The following is a 20,555-nucleotide window of genomic DNA, read 5'->3' on the forward strand; positions in this document are numbered from 1 at the left end:
ACTCATCAGCCACCACCCATGACGGTCCATATACGGCGTCGGCGTGGTCGAAACGGGAAGCACTCAATACACCTTCAATGGCAACCCCGTTGCCAGGGTCGGCTACTTGGATGAGTTCCTCCTCATCCAAGTAGCCATTCAGGCGATGCCCTACACCGTATCCACCTTCAACGAATGATCATTAAGCATCCCAGTAATGATCGTCGCCGTATCCTGCCCCGCCGAGATCACCCCACCCGCCCCCGCCGTCACCCCATAATGCTGGGCCAGATCGATCCCCGTTAAATCGATCGTCTGAGTCGCATTCGCCCCCGCGACGCTGCTGACCTCGATGGTCGACACCGCCTGGGTGCCGGTGCCGCTGACCTTGAAGTGCAGGTAATCATCCAGCGACGCCGCCGTGGCGTTCTCGCCCTGCAACAGCTGTGACAGGTCGAGGTGATCATTGCCCAGGCTGAAGTCGGTGATGGTGTCGTGCCCGGTATCGCCCTTGTTCCAGATGAACGTATCGCTGCCCCCTCCCCCGGTGAGCATGTCGTTGCCCAGACCGCCAGTAATCTGGTTGTCGACGCCGTTGCCAATCAGCGTGTCGTTGTAGTCGGAGCCGATCAGGTTCTCGATGCTCGACAACGTATCGAGCCCAGCCCCTATGGTGTTCTGCTGCGTGCCCACGCCGAGGTTGACGGTAACCCCCGAAGTTGCCGAGGCGTAGCTGGCGGTGTCGTTGCCAGCACCACCGTCGAGCAGGTCGTTGCCTGGGCCGCCGATCAGCAGGTCGTCGCCGGCGCCGCCATAGAGCTTGTCATTGCCCTCGCCGCCGACCAGCACATCGTGCCCGTTCCCGCCATAGAGCGTGTCGTCGCCACCGCCGGCGAGCAGCACATCGTCATTGTCGGTGCCGGTCAGGGTCGTGCCGGCCTGGTAGGTGATGTCCACCGCGCCCGTGGCGCCGCCACCGTGGCCGTCACTCAGGGTGTAGGTGTCATGGTGCACCTCGTTCTCGGCCTGGGCGTAGTTGACCAGCAAGCTCAGCTTGTAGTCCTCGGAACCAGACTTGCTGCTCCCGCTGGGGTTGACCTCGTTGATCACATGGATGCTGTAGGTGCCGTCATGGCTTGCGGTGAAGCTCTGGCCACTGGCGATGGTCTGGTAGCTGCCATTTTCATCCTTCCACTCCAGCGTGATGTTGCCGGCTGGCCGGTCGTGGTCGAGCTGCAGGGTTTCGCCCTTGCGCAGCTGCACCGTGATCACGTCTTCATCGTTCGCCCCGCTGCTGCCGCTGATCGACCCCAGGTAGCCAAGCACGACCAACGCTGCGGTCATATTGCTGGCATTGAGCGCAAAGGCACTGCGATCCAAGGCTTTGAACTGGTTCTCCGTCTTGTTGCCGTGTTCGTTGAAGGCGAGTGTCTTGACGGCCCCCGTACCGAAGCCTGCCCCCTTGTCGGCGAATCCAGTGTTGAAGGTGTTCGGCGACACGCTCAGCCGATCGTTATCGGCATCGCTGTCGTTGTGCAGCAGCGCCTCGGCCGGCACCGTAATGGTGGCCCCGGTGATGTTGGTGATGATGTGGTCGGCACCCGCCACCGGCGCGCTGTTGCCGTTGACCCGCACCGTCAGGGTAGCGCTACTGGTATCGCCGTCGTTGTCACTGGCGGTGAAACCGAATCGCTCCACGGCGCTGCCGCTGCTGCCCTTGGCCGAGGTGTAGGTGTACTCGCCGGTGTCCATATCCACCAGTAGTGTGCCGCCCAGGGCCGTCTTGATGCTGAGCGAGTTGCTCACGGTATCGAAGGTGGCCTTGTCCGCACCGCCCGCAACCGCGTAGCCACCTTTGCCGCCGTCGGCCTTGGGATCGAAGGTGTAGGTGACGCCATCCACCAGTAGCGCCTTGATGAAGCCACCGTCGGCGCCGAAACCACCGCCAGTCATCAAGCTGCCGGTGATCGGCGCTCCTTGCACGGTACCCGACAGTACCGAGCCGAGCTGGTTGAGGTCTGTGACCACCACCGAGTTGGTGTCGGTATGACTGTTGCCGTCGTAAGCCAATGGGTCGAGTTTACTGGCGTTGGCGCCATTACCCATCCCGATGGCGTAGGACTTGACCCCATTGCTGTCGAGGAAGGACTCCCAATTGCCCTCGCGGCTGGCGTCGATGGCGTGGCCGGTGGTGGGCGCACCGTCCGAGAAGAAATAGCTGACGTTCTGCGCGCCAGTCAGCTTGCCGGCCTTGTCGAAAGCGGTCTGCGCGGAGTCGACCGCGTCATCGTAGTAGGTCGAGCCGCCTGCCTTGAGGTTGGCGACCAGTGCCTTGGCTTGGTCGATGGTCACCCACTGGTCGGACAGCACCTTGGCACCGGTGCCGAAGGTGACGATCTGCACCTTGATTTCACCCATGTCGTCGTACTTGTCGAGCAATGCGCTGATCGCCTGTTTCGTCAGCTCCAGGCGGTTCAACCCCGACACGCCGGAGCTCTGGGCCATGCTGCTGGACACGTCGATCACCAGCAGGATGTTGGAATCGACCTGGCTCGGGGTGACCGAGCGCTCGGCACATGCAGTGCTGGGCGCGTCATCCATGACATTGACGGTAATTTTGCCGGTGACGCTGTTGCCCAACGAGTCGGTAGCCTTGTAGAGGAACTGTTCCGATGCCGAATTGGCGCCTGGGGTGTTGGCTGGAGAGGTCAGTGTGTAGGTGTAGGAACCGTTGGGGTTTATCTGAATCTGTCCGTACTGCCCTGTGGCGTTTCCGAGCAAGGTGTAGGTAATCGGTCCAATGCCGCCATTGACCGATCCGGCCAGGCTGCCGGAGGCTGTCTCGCCGGTCGAGGACGGGTCGCTACCGGTAGCGGTGCCAGGCGCAAGATCCTTGCCGTCCTGGTTCAGGTCCAGCGCTTTTTCGTACACCTTCACGCTGGCGTCGTCACAGACCGACATCGAGACGTCGTGCACCTTGATGGATATCGTCGTGGTGCTTTCATCCCCGTCGGCATCGCGGATGGTGTAGACGAAGGTGTCGGTGGCCCCAGCCGGCGCCACGCTGTTCGGATTGGCGTGGTACACCGCGTTGCCCTGGGCATCCAGGGTCAGGTAACCGTAATCGCCCTGTACGTTGACGCCGAGTTTGCCGATGGCAGAGGTCGAAGTGTTGAAACCCGCACGAACCCCTACCACGTAGGCACCATCGGCGCGTGCGTCGGCACCGGTCACGTCGTTGACCAGCACGTTGTCACTCACCGTTCCGCCTTCGTAGACATTGGCGAAATCGCTGTAGGCCTTTGGTACATCGTCGACGATGGTGATGACGATGGTGCTGGTGGTGCTGTTGCCGAGCGAGTCCTTCACCTCGTAGGTGAAGGTTTCCGTCACGTTGTTCGCGCCGTCGTTCTGATGCACGGGCGAATCGGCTGGTGAAGTCAGGGTGTAGGTGTAGGTGCCGTTCGCATTCAACTGAAGCTGGCCGTACTTCCCTACCGCGTTGTCGACCAGGGTGAAGGTCAGCGCCCCTATGCCGCCATTGACGGAGCCAGCCAGGGTGCCGGACGCCGTCTCGCCGGTCGAACCCGGTTGGCTCCCGACCACCGTACCGGGCGCCAGGTCCTTGCCATCCTGAGTCAGGTCCAGGGCTTTTTCATACACTGTCACGCCAGCGTCGTCACACACCGACAGCGAAATGTCATGCACCTTCAGGGTGATGGTGGTGGTGCTTTCGTCACCGTCGGCATCACGGATGGTGTAGACGAAGGTGTCAGTGGCCCCAGCCGGCGCCACACTGTTCGGATTGGCGTGGTACACCGCGTTGCCCTGGGCATCCAGGGTCAGGTAGCCGTACTGGCCTTGCACCTGGGTATCCAGTTGGCCGATGGCGGAAGTCGAAGTGTTGGAACCCGCACGAACCCCTACCACATAGGCACCATCGGCGCGTGCGTCGGCACCGGTCACGTCGTTGAACAGCACGTTGTCACTCACCGTTCCGCCTTCGTAGACATTGGCGAAATCGCTGTAGGCCTTTGGTACATCGTCGACGATGGTGATGACGATGGTGCTGGTGGTGCTGTTGCCGAGCGAGTCCTTCACCTCGTAGGTGAAGGTTTCCGTCACGTTGTTCGCGCCGTCGTTCTGATGCACGGGCGAATCGGCAGCTTTGGTGAGGGTGTAGGTATACGAGCCATCGGCGTTGAGCTTGATCTGCCCGTACTGGCCTTCGGCATTGTCGACCAGGGTGTAGGTCAAGGCGCCTATACCACCGCTGACAGAACCGACCAAGGTGCCGGAAGCCGTCTCACCGGTTGAGCCAGGCTGACTGCCGGTCACCGTCCCGGGGGCCAGGTCGTTGCCATCCTGGTTCAGGTCCAAAGCTTTTTCGTACACCTTCACATCGGTGTCTTCGCAAGCGACCAGCGACGTGTCATGCACTTTGACAGTGAGGGTGGTGGTGCTTTCGTCACCGTCGGCATCGCGGATGGTGTAGACGAAGGTGTCGGTGGCACCAGCCGGCGCCACACTGTTCGGATTGGCGTGGTACACCGCGTTGCCCTGGGCATCCAGGGTCAGGTAGCCGTACTGGCCTTGCACCTTGGTATCCAGTTGGCCGATGGCGGAGGTCGAAGTGCTGGAACCCGCACGAACCCCTACCACGTAGGCACCATCGGCGCGTACGTCGGCACCGGTCACGTCGTTGACCAGCACGTTGTCACTCACCGTTCCGCCTTCGTAGACATTGGCGAAATCGCTGTAGGCCTTTGGCACGTCGTCGACGATGGTAATGACGATGGTACTGGTGGTGCTGTTGCCGAGCGAGTCCTTCACCTCGTAGGTGAAGGTTTCCGTCACGTTGTTCGCGCCGTCGTTCTGATGCACGGGCGAATCGGCTGGTGAAGTCAGGGTGTAGGTGTAGGTGCCGTTCGCATTCAACTGAAGCTGGCCGTACTTCCCTACCGCGTTGTCGACCAGGGTGTAGGTCAAGGCGCCTATACCACCGCTGACAGAACCGACCAAGGTGCCGGAAGCCGTCTCACCGGTTGAACCAGGCTGACTGCCGTTCACCGTCCCGGGGGCCAGGTCGTTGCCATCCTGGTTCAGGTCCAAAGCTTTTTCGTACACCTTCACATCGGTGTCTTCGCAAGCGACCAGCGACGTGTCATGCACTTTGACAGTGAGGGTGGTGGTGCTTTCGTCACCGTCGGCATCGCGGATGGTGTAGACGAAGGTGTCAGTGGCACCGGCCGGCGCCACACTGTTCGGATTGGCGTGGTACACGGCGTTGCCCTGGGCATCCAGGGTCAGGTAGCCGTACTGGCCTTGCACCTTGGTATCCAGTTGGCCGATGGCGGAGGTCGAAGTGTTGGAACCCGCACGAACCCCTACCACATAGGCACCATCGGCGCGTACGTCGGCACCGGTCACGTCGTTGACCAGCACGTTGTCACTCACCGTTCCGCCTTCGTAGACATTGGCGAAATCGCTGTAGGCCTTTGGCACGTCGTCGACGATGGTAATGACGATGGTACTGGTGGTGCTGTTGCCGAGCGAGTCCTTCACCTCGTAGGTGAAGGTTTCCGTCACGCTGTTGGCGCCGTCGTTCTGATGCACGGGCGAATCGGCAGCTTTGGTGAGGGTGTAGGTATACGAGCCATCGGCGTTGAGCTTGATCTGCCCGTACTGGCCTTCGGCATTGCCGACCAAGGTAAAGGTCAAGCCACCGACGCCGCCACTGACGCCGGTTGCCAAGTTGCCGGACGCCGTTTCCCCGGTGGATGTCGGCTGGCTGCCGGTCACCTTGCCGGGCGCTAGGTCATTGCCATCCTGGACTGTATCCAGTGCTTTTTCATACACCGTCACACCACCGGGGCCTGCAACCGTCAGCGAGCAGTCCTGGACATTGATGGTAATGGTCGTGGTGCTTTCATCACCATCGGTGTCCCGGATGGTGTAGACGAACACGTCAGTGGCACCGGCGGGTGCCACGCTGTTCGGATTGGCGTGATACACCGCGTTACCAGCGGCATCGATGGTCAAGGTGCCGTACTGGCCAACTATCTCGGTGTTGAGATTGCCGATAGCCGATTTCGACACATCCGACCCGGCGCGCGCGCCGACCACGACATTGCTGGTACCGGCCTGGTCCGCGCCCATCTTGTCGTTGAGAAAGACATTGCCCGATACCGTGCTGCCTTCTACCACGCTGGTGGAGTCCGGCGCGGCCTGGGGCACATCATCGACGATATTGACGTCCAGCGTCCCAGTGCGAGTATCACCGTCCAGGTCTTTGGCGATCACGGTGAACTGTTCGCTGATGCTGTTGGCACCGCCGCCGGTCGGGTGGCTCTCGTTGTCCACCAGGGTGTAGCTGTAGCTCACCACACCGGTCGTCGGGTTGTAACCGGTCACGGTCAGGGTATTGCCTTGCGCGGTGGTGATCGACTGTGGGAAACCGGCTGCCACGCCATTGCTCACTACCGCGATGCCACCCACGCTCAGGCTCTGCAGGCCATCGGGCGCAATCACCTTGAAGGTGCCCTGCTGGGTCAGGGCACCTTCGTTCGGTGCGCTGCCGTCGGCAAGGTTCTTCTCGTACACGGTCAGCTCGCCACCCTGCACGCTGAGGCCGTCGAGGGTCACCGTGTCGTCGAGATTGTTTACCTTCAACGTCAGGGTCGCGGAACTGGTGTCGCCGTCAGCGTCCTTGATCGTGTAGGTGAAAGTCTCCACACCGGCGCCGCCACCGCCGAGGTTCTTGAAGTCCGGGTCGTTGGTGTTGAGGGTGTAGGTGTAGGACCCGTCGGCCGCCAGCACCAAGGTGCCGTAGGTACCGGTGAAGGTGCCAGCGATCACCGGCCCGCCCGCCACGCGATCGGCACCCTGCACATCGTTGGCCAGCACATTGCCGGTCAGCTCGGTATGTTGCTCGGTCGCGGTGACGGCGTTGGTGTCGTTCACCGCCTTGGGCACGTCGTCGACGATGTTCACGTCCAGGGTGCCACTGCGGGTGTCGCCGTCGATATCCTTGGCGATCACGGTGAACTGCTCGCTGATGCTATTGGCACCACCGCCATTCGGATGGCTCTCGTTGTCCACCAGGGTGTAGCTGTAGCTGACCACCCCGGTGCTCGGGTTGTAGCCGGTCACCGTCAGGGTATTGCCCTCGAGCGTGGTGATCGACTGCGGGAAGCCTGCCGCAACGCCGTTACTCACCACCGAAATCCCACCCACGCTCAGGCTTTGCAGCCCATCTGGCGCTATGACCTTGAAGGTGCCCTGCTGGGTCAGGGCACCTTCATTCGGTGCGCTGCCGTCGGCAAGGTTCTTCTCGTACACGGTCAGCTCGCCGCCCTGCACCTTGAGGCCGTCGAGGGTCACGGTGTCGTCGAGATTGTTCACCTTCAACGTCAGGGTCGCGGAACTGGTGTCGCCGTCAGCGTCCTTGATCGTGTAGGTGAAAGTCTCCAAACCGGCGCCGCCACCGCCGAGGTTCTTGAAGTCCGGGTCGTTGGTGTTGAGGGTGTAGGTGTAGGCCCCGTCGGCCGCCAGCACCAATGTGCCGTAGGTACCGGTGAAGGTGCCACCGATCACCGGCCCGCCCGCCACGCGATCAGCGCCCTGCACGTCGTTGGTCAGTACGTTGCCGGTCAGCTCGGCATGGTGCTCGGTCGCGGTGACGGCGTTGGTATCATTCACCGCCTTTGGCACATCGTCACGAATGGTCACATCCAGCGACCCTTGGGCCACGTCCCCATCGCTGTCGCTGACCAACACCGGGAAGTGCTCGCCCAGGTCATTGGCCCCCGCGCCAGAGGCATGCTGCTCGGCGCCGTTGAGCGTATAGCTGTAGTTCACCACACCTGTGGCCGGGTTGTAACCGGTGATGGTCAGCGTGTTGCCCAATGCCGTGGTGATGGACTGGCCAACCCCAGTGACCACACCGGCCGTGACCACGTTGATGCCGCCAACGCTGAGGTTGAATACCCCGTCCTCGGCCACTACGGTGAAGCTGCCCTGCTGGGTGAGCGCCGCCGGGTTGCTGGCCGAACCTTGCGCCAGGTTGGCCTCGTCGAGGGCCAACTCGCCAGGGCTCAGATCCAACCCTTGCAGGCTGACGGGATGATCCGTGCCGGGCTCCGGAGGGGTTGGCGGTTGTACATCGTCGTCGCTGTTGCTGGGGTCGAGACCACCAATTTCGCGGCTGGCGAGTTCTGGGATGCCATTGAACCCGGCAGTGGGGAAACCGATCTGCGGGTCCACGCGGCCGCCCACTTCGCTCAGCATCACGAAGCTGTGGCCACCCCCCTGGCCACCTGCGGCGCTACTGCCGGTGGGGCCTGCGGCAGTCGCCTCGGCGACCTGGCTGGGGTCCTGACCCGCGGCGATGGCTTGCTGGAGTTTCTCGACATCGCTGAGTTGCGCGTCAGTGGGGGCCAAGTCGGCGGTCTGCACATGCGGTGCCTGGCTGGCCAACAGGTCGCTGCTCATCTCCAGGCGGCTGTCGCGGCCCAGGGTCAGTTCGCTGCCGTTGTCCAGGTGGACCGCCACGGCACCAGCAGTACCGGTTTCTACCTGCTCGCCCGCGTATACCCGATCACCCTCCATCAGGGCTCGACGGCTGCCGTCGCTGCCGATCGCGAACACCTCGCCAATCACCTTGCCAACCACACCGATCAACTTAGCCATGACCTAACGCCTCCCCTTACCAATGGGTTTTCACAGCGTCGACAAGGGAGAAAACGGAGGCGTCGATCGGTTCGCATCAGTCTCGAAAACGAGACATCTAACTACCGAAATATCTACTTTGGCGATAGTGGAGGTAAGTTCCGACCGTTCGTCTATGCCAATTTTTTGTCGCCAAAAACCGCTTTTACCTGCCTATCCCTGTCCCTAGCTGTAAAAAATCTGCAACTGTCCAAGATCCTTGTAACGCGCCTGCTGCAGCGGGTTTTCAAATCACTTGGAAGAAACAATGTCCTGCTTTCCTTAGTCCGCATAAGTTTTTTTTCGCATAATTCATATGAAAAATTCTTCTTAGCTCGCGTCAGAAATGTTCTTAGCTCCTTGTTACAAACCTGAAACGGTTTTGATGATAAATATCGCCAATTTTTTGGCGAAACAAAGAAAGACACTGACACTTTGCAGATTCAGGGAGATGTACCCCATGCGCGCCCTTACCCCCCTCACCAGTGCAATCCTGTTGGCGATGACGTGCGCCAATACCCAGGCAATGTCGATAACCGAGGCGGTGCAGAGCGCCGTGGACTACCACCCCCAGGTCAGTTCCAATCGCAACAGCACGCTATCGGCCGATGAGGACGTAAAGTTCGCGCGCGGCGGCTACTACCCCACCGTCGACCTGGTCGCAGGCTACGGACGCCAACGTTCGGACAACCTCAATACCCGCGGCCTGAATGCCGATGGCACGCGTAACCACAACAAGGAAACCCTCAACTACACGCAGTCAGAGCTACGCCTGCGGCAGATGATCTTTGACGGCTTCAACACCGCCAACGAAGTGGGCCGCACCGAGGCCGTCGCGACCTCCCGCGCCTACTACACCCAGGCCATTGCCCAGGACGTCGCCCTGCGCGCCGTCGAGGTGTACCTGGAGGTCCTCAAACGTCGCGAACTGGTGACCCTGGCCAAGAACAACCTGCAGGCGCACCTGCGCGTCAACGACCAGATCGGCCTGCGCAGCGAACGCGGCGTGGGCAGCAACGCCGACCTCGATCAGTCCACCGCCCGCCGCGCCTTGGCGGAAAACAACCTGGACACCGCCGAAGTCGATCTGGCCGACGCCGAAGCCAACTTCTACAGCGTGATCGGCCGTGTGCCCGACGAGTTGGAGACGCCGCAGTCGATCCAGGCACAGATGCCCGCCAACCTGGACGCAGCGCGCCAGGGCATGCGGGAGAACAACCCGTACCTGAAATCCGCCCAGGCCGACGTCAACGCGGCGGAACAACAGTACGAGGTGGCCAAGTCGCCGTTCTACCCACGCCTGGATGCGGTGCTGGCGACCGGCGCCAACAACAACATCGGCGGCGAACGCGGGCATGCCAACAACGACTGGCAGGCGGGCGTCGAGCTCAGCTACAACCTGTTCCGCGGCGGCAGCGACAAGGCCCGCCTGCAATCGGACGCACACAAGATCAACCAGGCGATGGACATCCGTAACAACGCCCTGCGCGAGCTGACCGAAAACCTCAGCCTGGCCTGGAACGCCATGAACAATGCGCGCAAGCAGACCCCGACTGCCCGCGAGTACGCCGAAACCACCCAGCGTGTGCGTGGCGCCTACCAAGACCAGTTCGGCCTCGGCCAACGCACCCTGCTCGACGTGCTCGACAGTGAAAACGAGCTGTACAACGCCAACCGCCGTTACACCGAAGTGCGCTACACGGAAGAATTCTCGATGTACCGGGTGCTGGCGACCATGGGCGAACTGCTGAGCAAGCAGCGCATTTCCCTGCCACCTGAAGCCATCGCCAAGACCGATGTGCGAACCCAGGCCCAGTTGCCTGACATGCGCTGAAGTGCAGCCACCTCCTGGCACTGCTAGTAGTCCCCCATCCACCGTGGCGGAGTAGGCCATCGTGACCAGTATGCAAAGCGGGCAACCGCGCCCGGATGTCGATGACCCGTTGCTCGACGGCTTGCTGATCCTGTGTCACCTGCATGGCCGCCCGGCCAGCAGGGCAAGCCTGTGCAGTGGCCTGCCGCTGGCCCAGCAGCGCCTGGGCGCCGACCTGTTGCCGCGGGCAGCGGCAAGGGCCGGGTTGCAGGGCCGTGTGCTGCAGCGCCCGCTGACGGATATTTCGCCGCTCAACCTGCCGGTGCTGCTGTTGCTCAACGATGGCCGCAGCGCCGTGCTGGAACGCTGGGGGGAAGATGGCCGGGCGCTGGTACTCCCCTGCGAGTCCGATGGCGGCGAGCAGTGGGTCGAACGCGACGCGCTGGAGCAGGCCTACGCCGGCCGCGCCTTGTTCGCCCGCCCCCGGCATACCCTGGAAGACTTGCGCTCGCCACTGGTGCCAAGGGTCGAAGCCTGGTTCCGCGATACCTTGCGCCATTCTCGCTGGTTGTATGGCGATGCCCTGCTGGCCAGCCTGCTGATCAACGTGCTGGGCCTGATGGTGCCGCTGTTCGTGATGCAGACCTACGACCGCGTCGTCCCCAACCAGGCGCTGTCGACGCTGTGGGTGCTGGTGGCCGGGTTGTTCATCGGCACCGCCTTCGAGCTGGTGTTGCGCATGGTCCGGGCGCACCTTCTGGACCAGGCCGGCAAGAAAACCGACCTGATCCTCTCCGCCACCCTGTTCGAACGCATCACCGGCATGTCGATGAAGGCCCGGCCTGCCACCATCGGCGGTTTCGCCCAGAGCATCCACGACTTCCAGGGCCTGCGCGAATTCCTCACGGCGGTAACCCTCACCAGCATCATCGACCTGCCGTTCGTTGCCCTGATGCTGCTGGTGATAGGTCTGCTGGGCGGCTGGCTGGTGCTGATCCCATTGATCGCCTTCCCGCTGGCGGTGGGCTTCGCCCTGATCATCCAGGCGCGCCTGCGCGACACCGTGCAGAAAAGCCTGAGCCTCGGCGCGGTCCGCCAGGCGCTGCTGATCGAGACCCTCGGCGGCCTGGAAACCCTCAAGGCCTGCGGCGCCGAAAGCGAGCGCCAGTACCAGTGGGAACACACCAATGGCGCCATCGCCCGCCTCGATGCCCATGCCCGCAACCTGTCGTCGCTGGCCAGCAACGGCACGCTGTTCATCCAGCAGTTCTGCGGCATGGCGACCATCGTCGCTGGGGTCTACAGCATCATCGCCGGCAACCTCAGCGTCGGTGCCCTGGTCGCCAGCTACATGCTCGGCAGCCGGGTGCTGGCCCCGCTCGGCCAGATCGCCGGGCTGATCACCCGCTACCAACAAGCCCAGTTGACCATGCGCAGCACCGACGCGCTGATGGCCCTGCCGCAAGAGCGCGAGGCGCAGCAGCAAGCGCTCGAGCACACCACGCTCAAGGGCGGCTTGGCCCTGAGCCACGTGACCTTCCGCTATCCCGGCCAGGCTTCGGCTGCGTTGCAGGACGTCAGCCTGTCGATCCAACCTGGCGAGCGCATCGGCATCATCGGCCGCAGCGGCTCGGGCAAGAGCACCCTGGCGCGCATGCTGATGGGCTTCTACCACCCCGATGACGGCCAGGTGCTGCTCGACAATCTCGACCTGCGCCAGCTGGACATCGCCGACCTGCGCAGCCAGATCGGTTACGTCGCCCACGACCTGCCGCTGCTGGCTGGCAGCCTGCGCGACAACCTCACCCTCGGCGCCCGCCACGTCAGCGATGCGCGCATGCTCGAGGTGGCCGAACTGACCGGCGTCACGGAACTTGCCCGGCAACACCCGAACGGCTTCGACCGCCCGGTCGGCGAACGCGGCCAACTGCTGTCGGGCGGCCAACGCCAGGCCGTGCTGCTGGCGCGGGCCTTGTTGCTAGAACCGCCCATCCTGATTCTCGACGAACCCACCAGCCACATGGACAACAGCGGCGAGGAACAACTGCGCCAACGTCTGCTGGCCTGGGTACCGGGCAAGACCCTGCTGCTGGTGACCCACCGCACCTCGATGCTCAGCCTGGTGGACCGGCTGCTGGTGCTGGACAACGGCAAGATCGTCGCCGACGGACCGAAGGATGCGGTCGTCGACGCGTTGCGCAAGGGCCGCGTAGGCGCCGCCCTGTAGACGCGGGCTTGCCCGCGATGAGCCCCCCTGTGCTTCACGCCCGTTTCATGAGAGGTAGTCCATGTCCATCGGCCATAGCGTTCGCAGTCCCCACGGCGCCGACAAGAACGCCGAACGCGACTACATGCCAGAACTGGCTGGTGCCACCCTGCAGGACTCGCCGCGCCTGTCGCGCCTGACCGTCTGGCTGGCGGGGATCCTGTTGCTGGTAGCCCTGGCCTGGGCCAGTCTGGCCGTGCTCGATGAAGTGACGGTAGGCGAAGGCAAGGCTATTCCGTCGAGCAAGGTGCAGGTGGTGCAGAACCTGGAGGGCGGCATCGTCACTGAATTGTTCGTGCGCGAAGGACAGATGGTCGAGAAAGGCGCCAGGCTGTTGCGCCTGGACGACACCCGCTTTCGTTCCAACAAGGGCGAGAGCGAGGCTGATCGCTACGCGCTGATGGCCCAGGTGGAACGGCTGTCAGCCGAGTCCGAGGGTCGTCCGTTCGTGTTGTCGGACGAGGTCCGCGCCAAGGCGCCACAGGTCGCCGACGACGAACAGGCGCTGTACGACTCGCGCCAGCGCCGCCTGGCCAGCGAAAAGCAGACCCTTGCCGAGCAGTTGCGGCAGAAGACCCAGGAGCTGGCCGAGTTCCGTTCCAAGGTCGAACAGTACCGCTCGGCCTTGGGGCTGTTGCAGGAAGAGCTGAACATGTCGTCGCCGCTGGTGGGCACCGGCGCCATATCACCGGTGGAAATCCTCCGTCTCAAGCAGCGCACGGTCGAAGCCCGGGGCCAACTCAACGCCACCAGCCTGGCTATCCCTCGCGCCGAAGCGGCGGTGGCGGAAATCAAGAGCAAGGTGCAGGAATCCGATGCGACGTTCCGTTCCGAAGCGGCCAAGGACCTCAACGACAAGCGCACGGAGCTGTCGAAGATCACCGCTACCAGCATCGCCATCGACGACCGGGTCAACCGCACCACGGTGGTGTCGCCGGTGCGCGGCATCGTCAAACTGCTCAAGGTCAACACCATCGGCGGCGTGGTGCAGCCAGGCAGCGATCTGGTGGAGATCGTGCCGATCGAGGACAACCTGCTGATCGAGGCCAAGGTAAGGCCTCAAGACGTGGCCTTCCTGCACCCTGGGCAGCAGGCCATGGTCAAGTTCAGTGCCTACGACTACACCATCTATGGCGGGTTGAAGGCCAAACTCGAGCTGATCAGCGCCGACACCGTGACCGACGACAAGGGCAACGCGTTCTATCTGATCCAGGTGCGGACCGAGAAGAACCATTTGGGGGGCGACAACAAGCCGTTGTTGATCATCCCGGGGATGATTGCCACGGTGGATATCATCACCGGGCAGAAAAGCGTGCTGGATTATCTGCTCAAGCCGGTGCTCAAGGCGCGGACCGAGGCATTGCGCGAGCGTTGATGGGCTCGCCGCGAGAGTGTTGGCGCCTTTGAAATCGAGCGCGCGGGCGGCGCTTCGCGAAGCGTGCGCTGAAGAGTTGTAGTGCCGCATACATCGAGCGCCGCCCGCGCGGCGCTTCGCGAAGCGTGCGCTGAAGAGTTGTAGTGCCGCATACATCGAGCGCCGCCCGCGCGGCGCTTCGCGGGACAAGCCCGCTCCCACATTTGTTGCAACGTGCCTATGTCTGTCAGGCCATGGTTGCTCGCCTTTGGCGCACCACGGAATATCGTGGTGCGCCCTGGCGCCAACACAAAAATCGCGCCGGGCCCACAAGGCTGACAACCATGGCCTATCAGACATAGGCACGTTGCAACAAATGTGGGAGCGGGCTTGTCCCGCGAAGCGCCGCGCGGGCGGCGCTCGATCTGACCGACACCGAAAACCTCACGGCAAGCACTTCAATCCCCCCCATGATTACGCGCAAACACCTCGGCCCCCATCGCGTCGATCTGCCCCTCGATCAACGCCTCAAACGGCCGTAGCAACCCATCGAACTTAGCCGGTTGCTCCAGCACGTTCAGCGCCTGTACCACCGCCTCGAGGGTCGACAGCGCCCCAGGCTCCGGCGCCTTGCGCAGGCGATAACGCGACGGCGCCACCTGCGCCAGCGTGACCCGGGGCAGCGCCTCGAGCAGCGGGTTCAGGTACAGCAGCTTGCGCGCCTTGCGCCAGGTGCCGTCGGGGACGACAAGCAGCAACGGGACGTCGTCTGCCTCGCCATAGGTTGTAAGCTCCTGAGCCTGTTCGCCCGGAAATAGCAGCACCGGCCGATAGCGTGGAGTCGCCAGCAGTTCATCGAGGTCATCGAACACTTCACCAATACGCAGCTCGGCATTGACCAGCCCCAGGGCCGCCAGGCGCGCGGTGTTGAGCGCGTGGCCGGTTTCACTGGGGTGCTGCAGCACGACCACGCGGGTGCGGCTGGCGAGTGCGGGAATCAATGGGCAGAGGCAATGGTCGAGTGGGCGCTGGCAGCGTTCGCAGCGAGGTCTGGGCATGGGAGTCTCCGTTGACACACGGATTTTGCCACAGCCAGCGACTTGCCCGCGAATGGCCTGGCAAACCTGGCCCTACCGATTGAACCGCTCTGCCAGATCGTGCAGGTACTCGGCCATGCGCTCCAGGTCCTGGCTGATCTCGGCGCCCTGCTTGGCTTGCCCCGCCGTCTCGTCGCACAACTGGCTGATGCGCACGATCTGCTGACTGATGTCCTCGGCCACGTGACTCTGCTGCTCAGAGGCTGTCGCCATCTGCTGGCTCATCCCGGTGATGCGGCTGACCGCCTGGGCGATACCGGCCAGCGCCGCCTGCACGGCCTCGACGCTGTGCACGCTGTCACGCGAGATCTGCTCGCCGCGGCTGGCAGTGCTCACTGCGCGGTCGGCGCTGGCGCGCAAGGTGGCGATGATCTGGTGGATCTCGTCGGTGGATGAACGCGTGCGGCGAGCCAGCGAACGCACTTCGTCGGCCACCACCGCGAACCCGCGTCCTTGTTCCCCCGCCCGAGCCGCCTCGATCGCGGCGTTGAGCGCCAGCAGGTTGGTCTGTTCGGCGATCGAGGTGATCACGTCGACCACGCTGCCGATGGACTGGGTCTGCTCGGCCAGGGCATTGACCGCCTGGCCGATGTCGTCGACCGCATCGCTCATGCTGCCCATGGCCCTCAGGCTCTGCTGCGCCAGCTCGCTGCCCTTCTGGGCCAGCTGGTCGGCGTCGCCAGCCGCATGGGCAGTGCTCTGCACGTTATGGGTGACTTCCTGGATGGTCGCGGCCATCTGCGCGATCGCCGTCGCCGACTGATCGGTCTCGTTGCGCTGCCGGTCGAGCATCTGCGCCTGCGCCTCGGACAGGTCGGCAGACTGCGCAGCTCGGGCCTTGACCCCGACACCCGCGTCCACCAGGCGGGTCAAGGCGGTCTGCAGGCGGGCTTCTTCGCTGAACATGGCGAGGTCCAGTTGCCCCTGCAGGCCTGTGTTGTCGCTGTAGGTCAGGGCTACCAGCGGACTGGTGAATGCCTTGGGGTGTTCGCGCAAGGTCAGGCGAATGGCCTGGTTGTGCTGGTGTTCGAGCAGGTACCAGGCCAGCAGCAGGCTACCGGCCAACACCCCGAGTGCTGCCTGCGGGGCCAGCCACAGATAGCTCGCTGCACTCAACAGGCCGGCGGCGATCAACGGCCAGCCGCGCCCCAGGCCGTGAGCCAGGCGGGCCACCCTCGGTACCGCGGCCTTTCCCGCACGCAAGCGCGCATAGAGTGCCTCGGCGCGGCGGATCTGCGCGCGGCTGGGCACCGAGCGCACCGATTCGTAGCCGCTGATGCGGCCATTCTCGTAGATGGCCGTGACATAGGCACTCACCCAGTAGTAGTCGCCATTCTTCGCGCGATTCTTGACCACGCCCATCCAGGGCTTGCCCTGCTTGATGGTGTCCCACATGTGGCCGAACACCGCCGCCGGCATGTCCGGATGGCGCACCAGGTTGTGCGGCTGGCCGACCAGTTCGTCATAGGTGAAACCGCTGATCGCCACGAAGGCATCGTTGCAGTAGGTGATCCGACTGTTGAGATCCGTCGTGGAAATCAGTCGTTGCTCGCTGGGAAAGGTTCTTTCGTGCTCGGTCAGCGGCAAATTCATGCGCATCTTGGTTGGTCCTTCTAGGCAATACAGTGGAGACACCAACAACGCATATTGATGTTTAGCAGAAAGCTAATAAGGTTAGCGGTCGGCTTTTGTAGGACATTAGGACATCCCGACAAAATACCTGCGCGGGTTACTCAGCCAACGTTGAGTTGGCTCTTGAGCAGATCACGGAAGGTCTGGATCAACGGCTCGCGGCTACGGCCACGACGGACGATCAGGGAGAACGGCGCCTGGTAGCCGAAGGTGGCTGGCGACAACACCCGCAGGTCGCCCTTGTCGACCCAGGCCTGGGCGTAGTGTTCGGGCAGGTAGCCGATGTAGGCGCCAGAGAGGATCAGGATGAGCTGAGCCTCCATGCTGTCGACCGTCGCCGCACTGTGCTTGAAGCCATGCCGGGCCAGCTCGGCCTGGCTCCAGTAGCCACGCCCGACCATACGCTGCTGGGTGACCACCTGTTCGGGGATGCGCCGCTCGGCATACAGCGGGTGGCGGCTGCTGCAGTACAGCCAGTGCTGCTCGCGATACAGCGGTTGGTAGACCAGCCCGCTCATACGCGAGGAGAACGCACCGATGGCCAGGTCCAGGCGATTGTCCTGCACGCCCAGCTGTAGCTCATAGGGGCTGGAGACCGACAGGTGCAGGTGCACTGCCGGATGCTCCTGGCTGTAGGCACCGATGGCCTCGGCCAGCGGCAGCGCACGGTCACCGACCGTGGAGTCGATCACGCCCAGGTTGAGGGTGCCACGCAACTCGCCCTTGAGCGCAGCGGCGTATTGCTCGAAGCCGTCCAGTTCGGCAAGCAGGCGCAGGGTTTCCTGGTGGAACAGCTCGCCTTTGCTGGTCAGGCTGAAGCCGCCCCGGCCACGGTGGCAGAGCACGATACCGAGCGAGCCCTCGAGCTGGCTCATGTAGGTACTGATGGCCGAGGTCGACAGGTTGAGCTCGCGCTGGGCGTTGGCGAACCCCTGGTGGCGCACCACGCTGACGAAGATGCGCAGCAGTTTCAGGTCGGGCAGTGTCGAGGCCATGGGGCAAAGGTTCGGCAGCGGTGATAGCGGTCAGTCTACCCGGTCCCAAGAGGTTTAGTTCAGAAAAATCTGAAGTAAGTTTTTGCCGGTAGCGATTCTTCCAGAGCACTACCTTGCGCAGACTTGGCCGAAATGCCCCTGCCCGCCAGGCTCTGCCCCCTTCGAGGCACGCGGCGGCACAGGTTCGAACAAACACAACAATCGACCGACTGATGAGGCCCACCGTGGACAAGATTCTCCACCAACCACTGGGCGGCAACGAAATGCCGCGTTTCGGCGGCATCGCCACCATGCTGCGTCTTCCCCACCTGCAAAGCGCCGCCGGCCTCGACGCCGCGTTCATCGGCGTGCCGCTGGACATCGGCACCTCGCTGCGCTCGGGCACCCGCTTCGGGCCGCGGCAGATCCGCGCCGAATCGGTGATGATCCGCCCTTACAACATGGCGACCGGCGCCGCGCCGTTCGACTCGCTGTCGGTGGCCGACATCGGCGACGTGGCGATCAACACCTTCAACCTGCTCGACGCCGTGCGCATCATCGAAGAGGCGTATGACGAGGTCCTCGAGCACAACATCATCCCGCTGACCCTCGGTGGCGACCACACCATCACCCTGCCGATCCTGCGCGCTCTGCACAAGAAACATGGCAAGATCGGCCTGGTGCACATCGATGCCCACGCCGACGTCAACGACCACATGTTCGGCGAGAAGATCGCCCACGGCACCACGTTCCGCCGTGCCGTCGAAGAAGGCCTGCTCGACTGCGACCGCGTGGTGCAGATCGGCCTGCGCGCCCAGGGCTACACCGCCGACGACTTCAACTGGAGCCGACGCCAGGGTTTCCGCGTGGTACAGGCCGAAGAGTGCTGGCACAAGTCGCTGCAGCCACTGATGGCCGAAGTGCGCGAGAAGGTCGGCGGTGGCCCGGTGTACCTGTCGTTCGACATCGACGGCATCGACCCGGCCTGGGCCCCAGGGACCGGCACGCCTGAAATCGGCGGCTTGACCACCATCCAGGCGATGGAGATCATTCGCGGCTGCCAAGGCCTGGACTTGATCGGCTGTGACCTGGTCGAGGTCTCCCCGCCCTACGACACCACCGGCAACACCTCGTTGCTGGGCGCCAACCTGCTGTTCGAAATGCTCTGCGTGCTGCCGGGCGTCGTCCACCGCTGATTCGGCCTGGGTGGCCCGTTCATCGAGGCCGCCAAACACACCACTGAAGCGCCGGGCGCAGCAACCGCCCGGGTGCTCCACCGCGCCATAATAAAGACAATCGGGAGACCCCCAATGGCCTTGGACATCATCGTTGTAATGCTCTACGCCGCCGGCATGCTGGGGCTTGGCTGGTACGGCATGCGCCGGGCCAAGAGCCACGAGGACTATCTTGTGGCCGGGCGCAACCTGGGCCCGACGCTGTACATGGGCACCATGGCCACCACCGTGCTCGGCGGCGCCTCCACCGTCGGCACCGTACGCCTGGGCTACGTCCACGGCATCTCCGGGTTCTGGCTCTGCGCCGCACTGGGCCTGGGCATCATCGCCATCAACCTGTTCCTCGCCAAACCCCTGCTGCGCCTGCGCATCTTCACCGTCACCCAGGTGCTGGAGCGGCGCTACAACCCCATGGCGCGCCAGGCCAGCGCGGCAATCATGCTCGCCTATGCGCTGATGCTCGGCGTGACCTCGGTACTGGCCATGACCACGGTGCTGCAAGTGTTGCTCGACCTGCCGTTCTGGGCGTCGTTGCTCCTGGGCGGTGGAGTGGTGGTGATCTACTCGACCATCGGCGGCATGTGGTCGCTGACCCTGACCGACATCGTCCAGTTCGTGATCAAGACCGTGGGCCTGATGTTCATCCTGCTGCCGGTGTGCCTGTACAAGGTCGGTGGCTGGGACGTGCTGGTGGCCAAGCTGCCGGCCGCCAGCTTCCAGCTGACCACCATCGGCTGGGACACCATCATCACCTATTTCCTGATCTACTTCTTCGGCATCCTCATCGGCCAGGACATCTGGCAACGGGTGTTCACCGCCCGTGACGAGAAAGTCTGCCAGCGCGCCGGCACCGCCGCCGGGATCTACTGCGTGTTGTACGGCCTGGCCTGCGCGCTGATCGGCATGGCCGCGCACGTGCTGCTGCCGGACTTGGCCAACCCCAACAATGCCTTCGCCGAAATGATCAAGAGCGCCTTGCCCGACGGCATTCGCGGCCTGCTGCTGGCAGCGGCCCTGGCAGCCATGATGTCCACGGCCAGCGCCGCGCTGCTGGCGGCGTCAACCACCCTTACCGAGGACATGCTGCCCAGGCTGCGCGGCGGCAAGCAGTCGAGCCTGGGCATCAACCGCCTGTTCACCTTGCTCACCGGCCTGGTGGTGCTGGGCATCGCCCTGGTGGTAAGCGACGTGATCAGCGCCCTGACCCTGGCCTACAACCTGCTGGTGGGTGGCATGCTGGTGCCGCTGATCGGGGCGATCTTCTGGAAACGCGCCACCACGGCAGGGGCGATCGTCAGCATGTCGCTGGGCTTCGTCACTGCACTGGTGTTCATGTTCAAGGATGGGCTGGATGCCAATACGCCGATCTACTACAGCCTGGCGATCGGCCTGGTGAGCTTCGTGGTGGTCAGCCTGGTGTCGCCCAAGGCGGTGGCTGAAGTGAAACTGGCTTGATGATCGTCTGCCGGCGATAGGGCCTGCGCAAACGACAAACG

The 20,555-nt window shown here is 63.4% G+C and carries 8 protein-coding genes and 2 pseudogenes; 5 read left to right on the top strand and 5 right to left on the bottom strand.

Annotated elements, in window-relative coordinates; translation table 11 throughout:
- Nucleotides 1-150: 150 nt before the first annotated feature.
- Nucleotides 151-8,670 (bottom strand): retention module-containing protein, encoded by an 8,520-nt coding sequence (locus E6B08_RS22330; protein WP_136916000.1) that lies wholly within the window; start codon nt 8,668-8,670, stop codon nt 151-153.
- 478 nt (nt 8,671-9,148) lie between these two features.
- Here E6B08_RS22330 and E6B08_RS22335 point away from each other — a divergent pair, with 478 nt between their 5' ends.
- From E6B08_RS22335 to E6B08_RS22345, 3 genes are all read left to right on the top strand, one after another.
- Nucleotides 9,149-10,522, top strand: a complete 1,374-nt coding sequence (locus E6B08_RS22335) for a TolC family outer membrane protein (RefSeq protein WP_136916001.1) — start codon at nt 9,149-9,151, stop codon at nt 10,520-10,522.
- A 70-nt stretch (nt 10,523-10,592) separates the two neighbouring features.
- Nucleotides 10,593-12,728, top strand: a complete 2,136-nt coding sequence (locus tag E6B08_RS22340; RefSeq protein ID WP_136917473.1) for a type I secretion system permease/ATPase — start codon at nt 10,593-10,595, stop codon at nt 12,726-12,728.
- A gap of 61 nt (nt 12,729-12,789) precedes the next feature.
- A complete protein-coding gene (locus E6B08_RS22345; protein WP_136916002.1) occupies nt 12,790-14,142 on the top strand; it encodes an HlyD family type I secretion periplasmic adaptor subunit in 1,353 nt (450 codons plus the stop codon).
- A gap of 437 nt (nt 14,143-14,579) precedes the next feature.
- On the opposite strand, the gene E6B08_RS22350 is transcribed toward E6B08_RS22345, so the two are convergent.
- The 4 genes and pseudogenes from E6B08_RS22350 to E6B08_RS22360 all read right to left on the bottom strand — a co-directional run bounded on the left by E6B08_RS22350 (nt 14,580) and on the right by E6B08_RS22360 (nt 17,845).
- Entirely contained in the window at nt 14,580-15,179 is a 600-nt protein-coding gene (locus tag E6B08_RS22350) for a tRNA-uridine aminocarboxypropyltransferase (RefSeq protein ID WP_136916003.1), read from the bottom strand.
- A 72-nt stretch (nt 15,180-15,251) separates the two neighbouring features.
- Nucleotides 15,252-16,226 (bottom strand): annotated as a pseudogene (locus E6B08_RS31560) (methyl-accepting chemotaxis protein); the annotation flags it as partial.
- Between the two features lie 309 nt (nt 16,227-16,535).
- Nucleotides 16,536-16,817: pseudogene (locus tag E6B08_RS31565) on the bottom strand (PAS domain-containing protein); the annotation flags it as partial.
- 134 nt (nt 16,818-16,951) lie between these two features.
- Entirely contained in the window at nt 16,952-17,845 is an 894-nt protein-coding gene (locus E6B08_RS22360; RefSeq protein WP_136916005.1) for a LysR family transcriptional regulator, read from the bottom strand.
- A 224-nt stretch (nt 17,846-18,069) separates the two neighbouring features.
- On the opposite strand from E6B08_RS22360, the gene speB reads away from it, so the two are divergent.
- Together speB and E6B08_RS22370 are read left to right on the top strand one after the other, a co-directional pair.
- Complete coding sequence (gene speB, locus E6B08_RS22365) at nt 18,070-19,020, top strand: agmatinase (RefSeq protein ID WP_136916006.1); 951 nt, start codon at nt 18,070-18,072, stop codon at nt 19,018-19,020.
- A gap of 114 nt (nt 19,021-19,134) precedes the next feature.
- Nucleotides 19,135-20,514 (top strand): sodium:solute symporter, encoded by a 1,380-nt coding sequence (locus E6B08_RS22370; RefSeq protein ID WP_136916007.1) that lies wholly within the window; start codon nt 19,135-19,137, stop codon nt 20,512-20,514.
- Nucleotides 20,515-20,555: the final 41 nt, after the last annotated feature.

Source organism: Pseudomonas putida (assembly GCF_005080685.1).
Lineage (GTDB): Bacteria > Pseudomonadota > Gammaproteobacteria > Pseudomonadales > Pseudomonadaceae > Aquipseudomonas > Aquipseudomonas putida_V.

Coding starts and splice junctions, on each gene's coding strand:
- E6B08_RS22360 (WP_136916005.1), bottom strand. CDS start 17,845: ATGGCCTCGACACTGCCCGACCTGAAACTGCTGCGCATCTTCGTCAGC.
- E6B08_RS22340 (WP_136917473.1), top strand. CDS start 10,593: ATGCAAAGCGGGCAACCGCGCCCGGATGTCGATGACCCGTTGCTCGAC.
- E6B08_RS22370 (WP_136916007.1), top strand. CDS start 19,135: ATGGCCTTGGACATCATCGTTGTAATGCTCTACGCCGCCGGCATGCTG.
- E6B08_RS22345 (WP_136916002.1), top strand. CDS start 12,790: ATGTCCATCGGCCATAGCGTTCGCAGTCCCCACGGCGCCGACAAGAAC.
- E6B08_RS22330 (WP_136916000.1), bottom strand. CDS start 8,670: ATGGCTAAGTTGATCGGTGTGGTTGGCAAGGTGATTGGCGAGGTGTTC.
- E6B08_RS22350 (WP_136916003.1), bottom strand. CDS start 15,179: ATGCCCAGACCTCGCTGCGAACGCTGCCAGCGCCCACTCGACCATTGC.
- E6B08_RS22335 (WP_136916001.1), top strand. CDS start 9,149: ATGCGCGCCCTTACCCCCCTCACCAGTGCAATCCTGTTGGCGATGACG.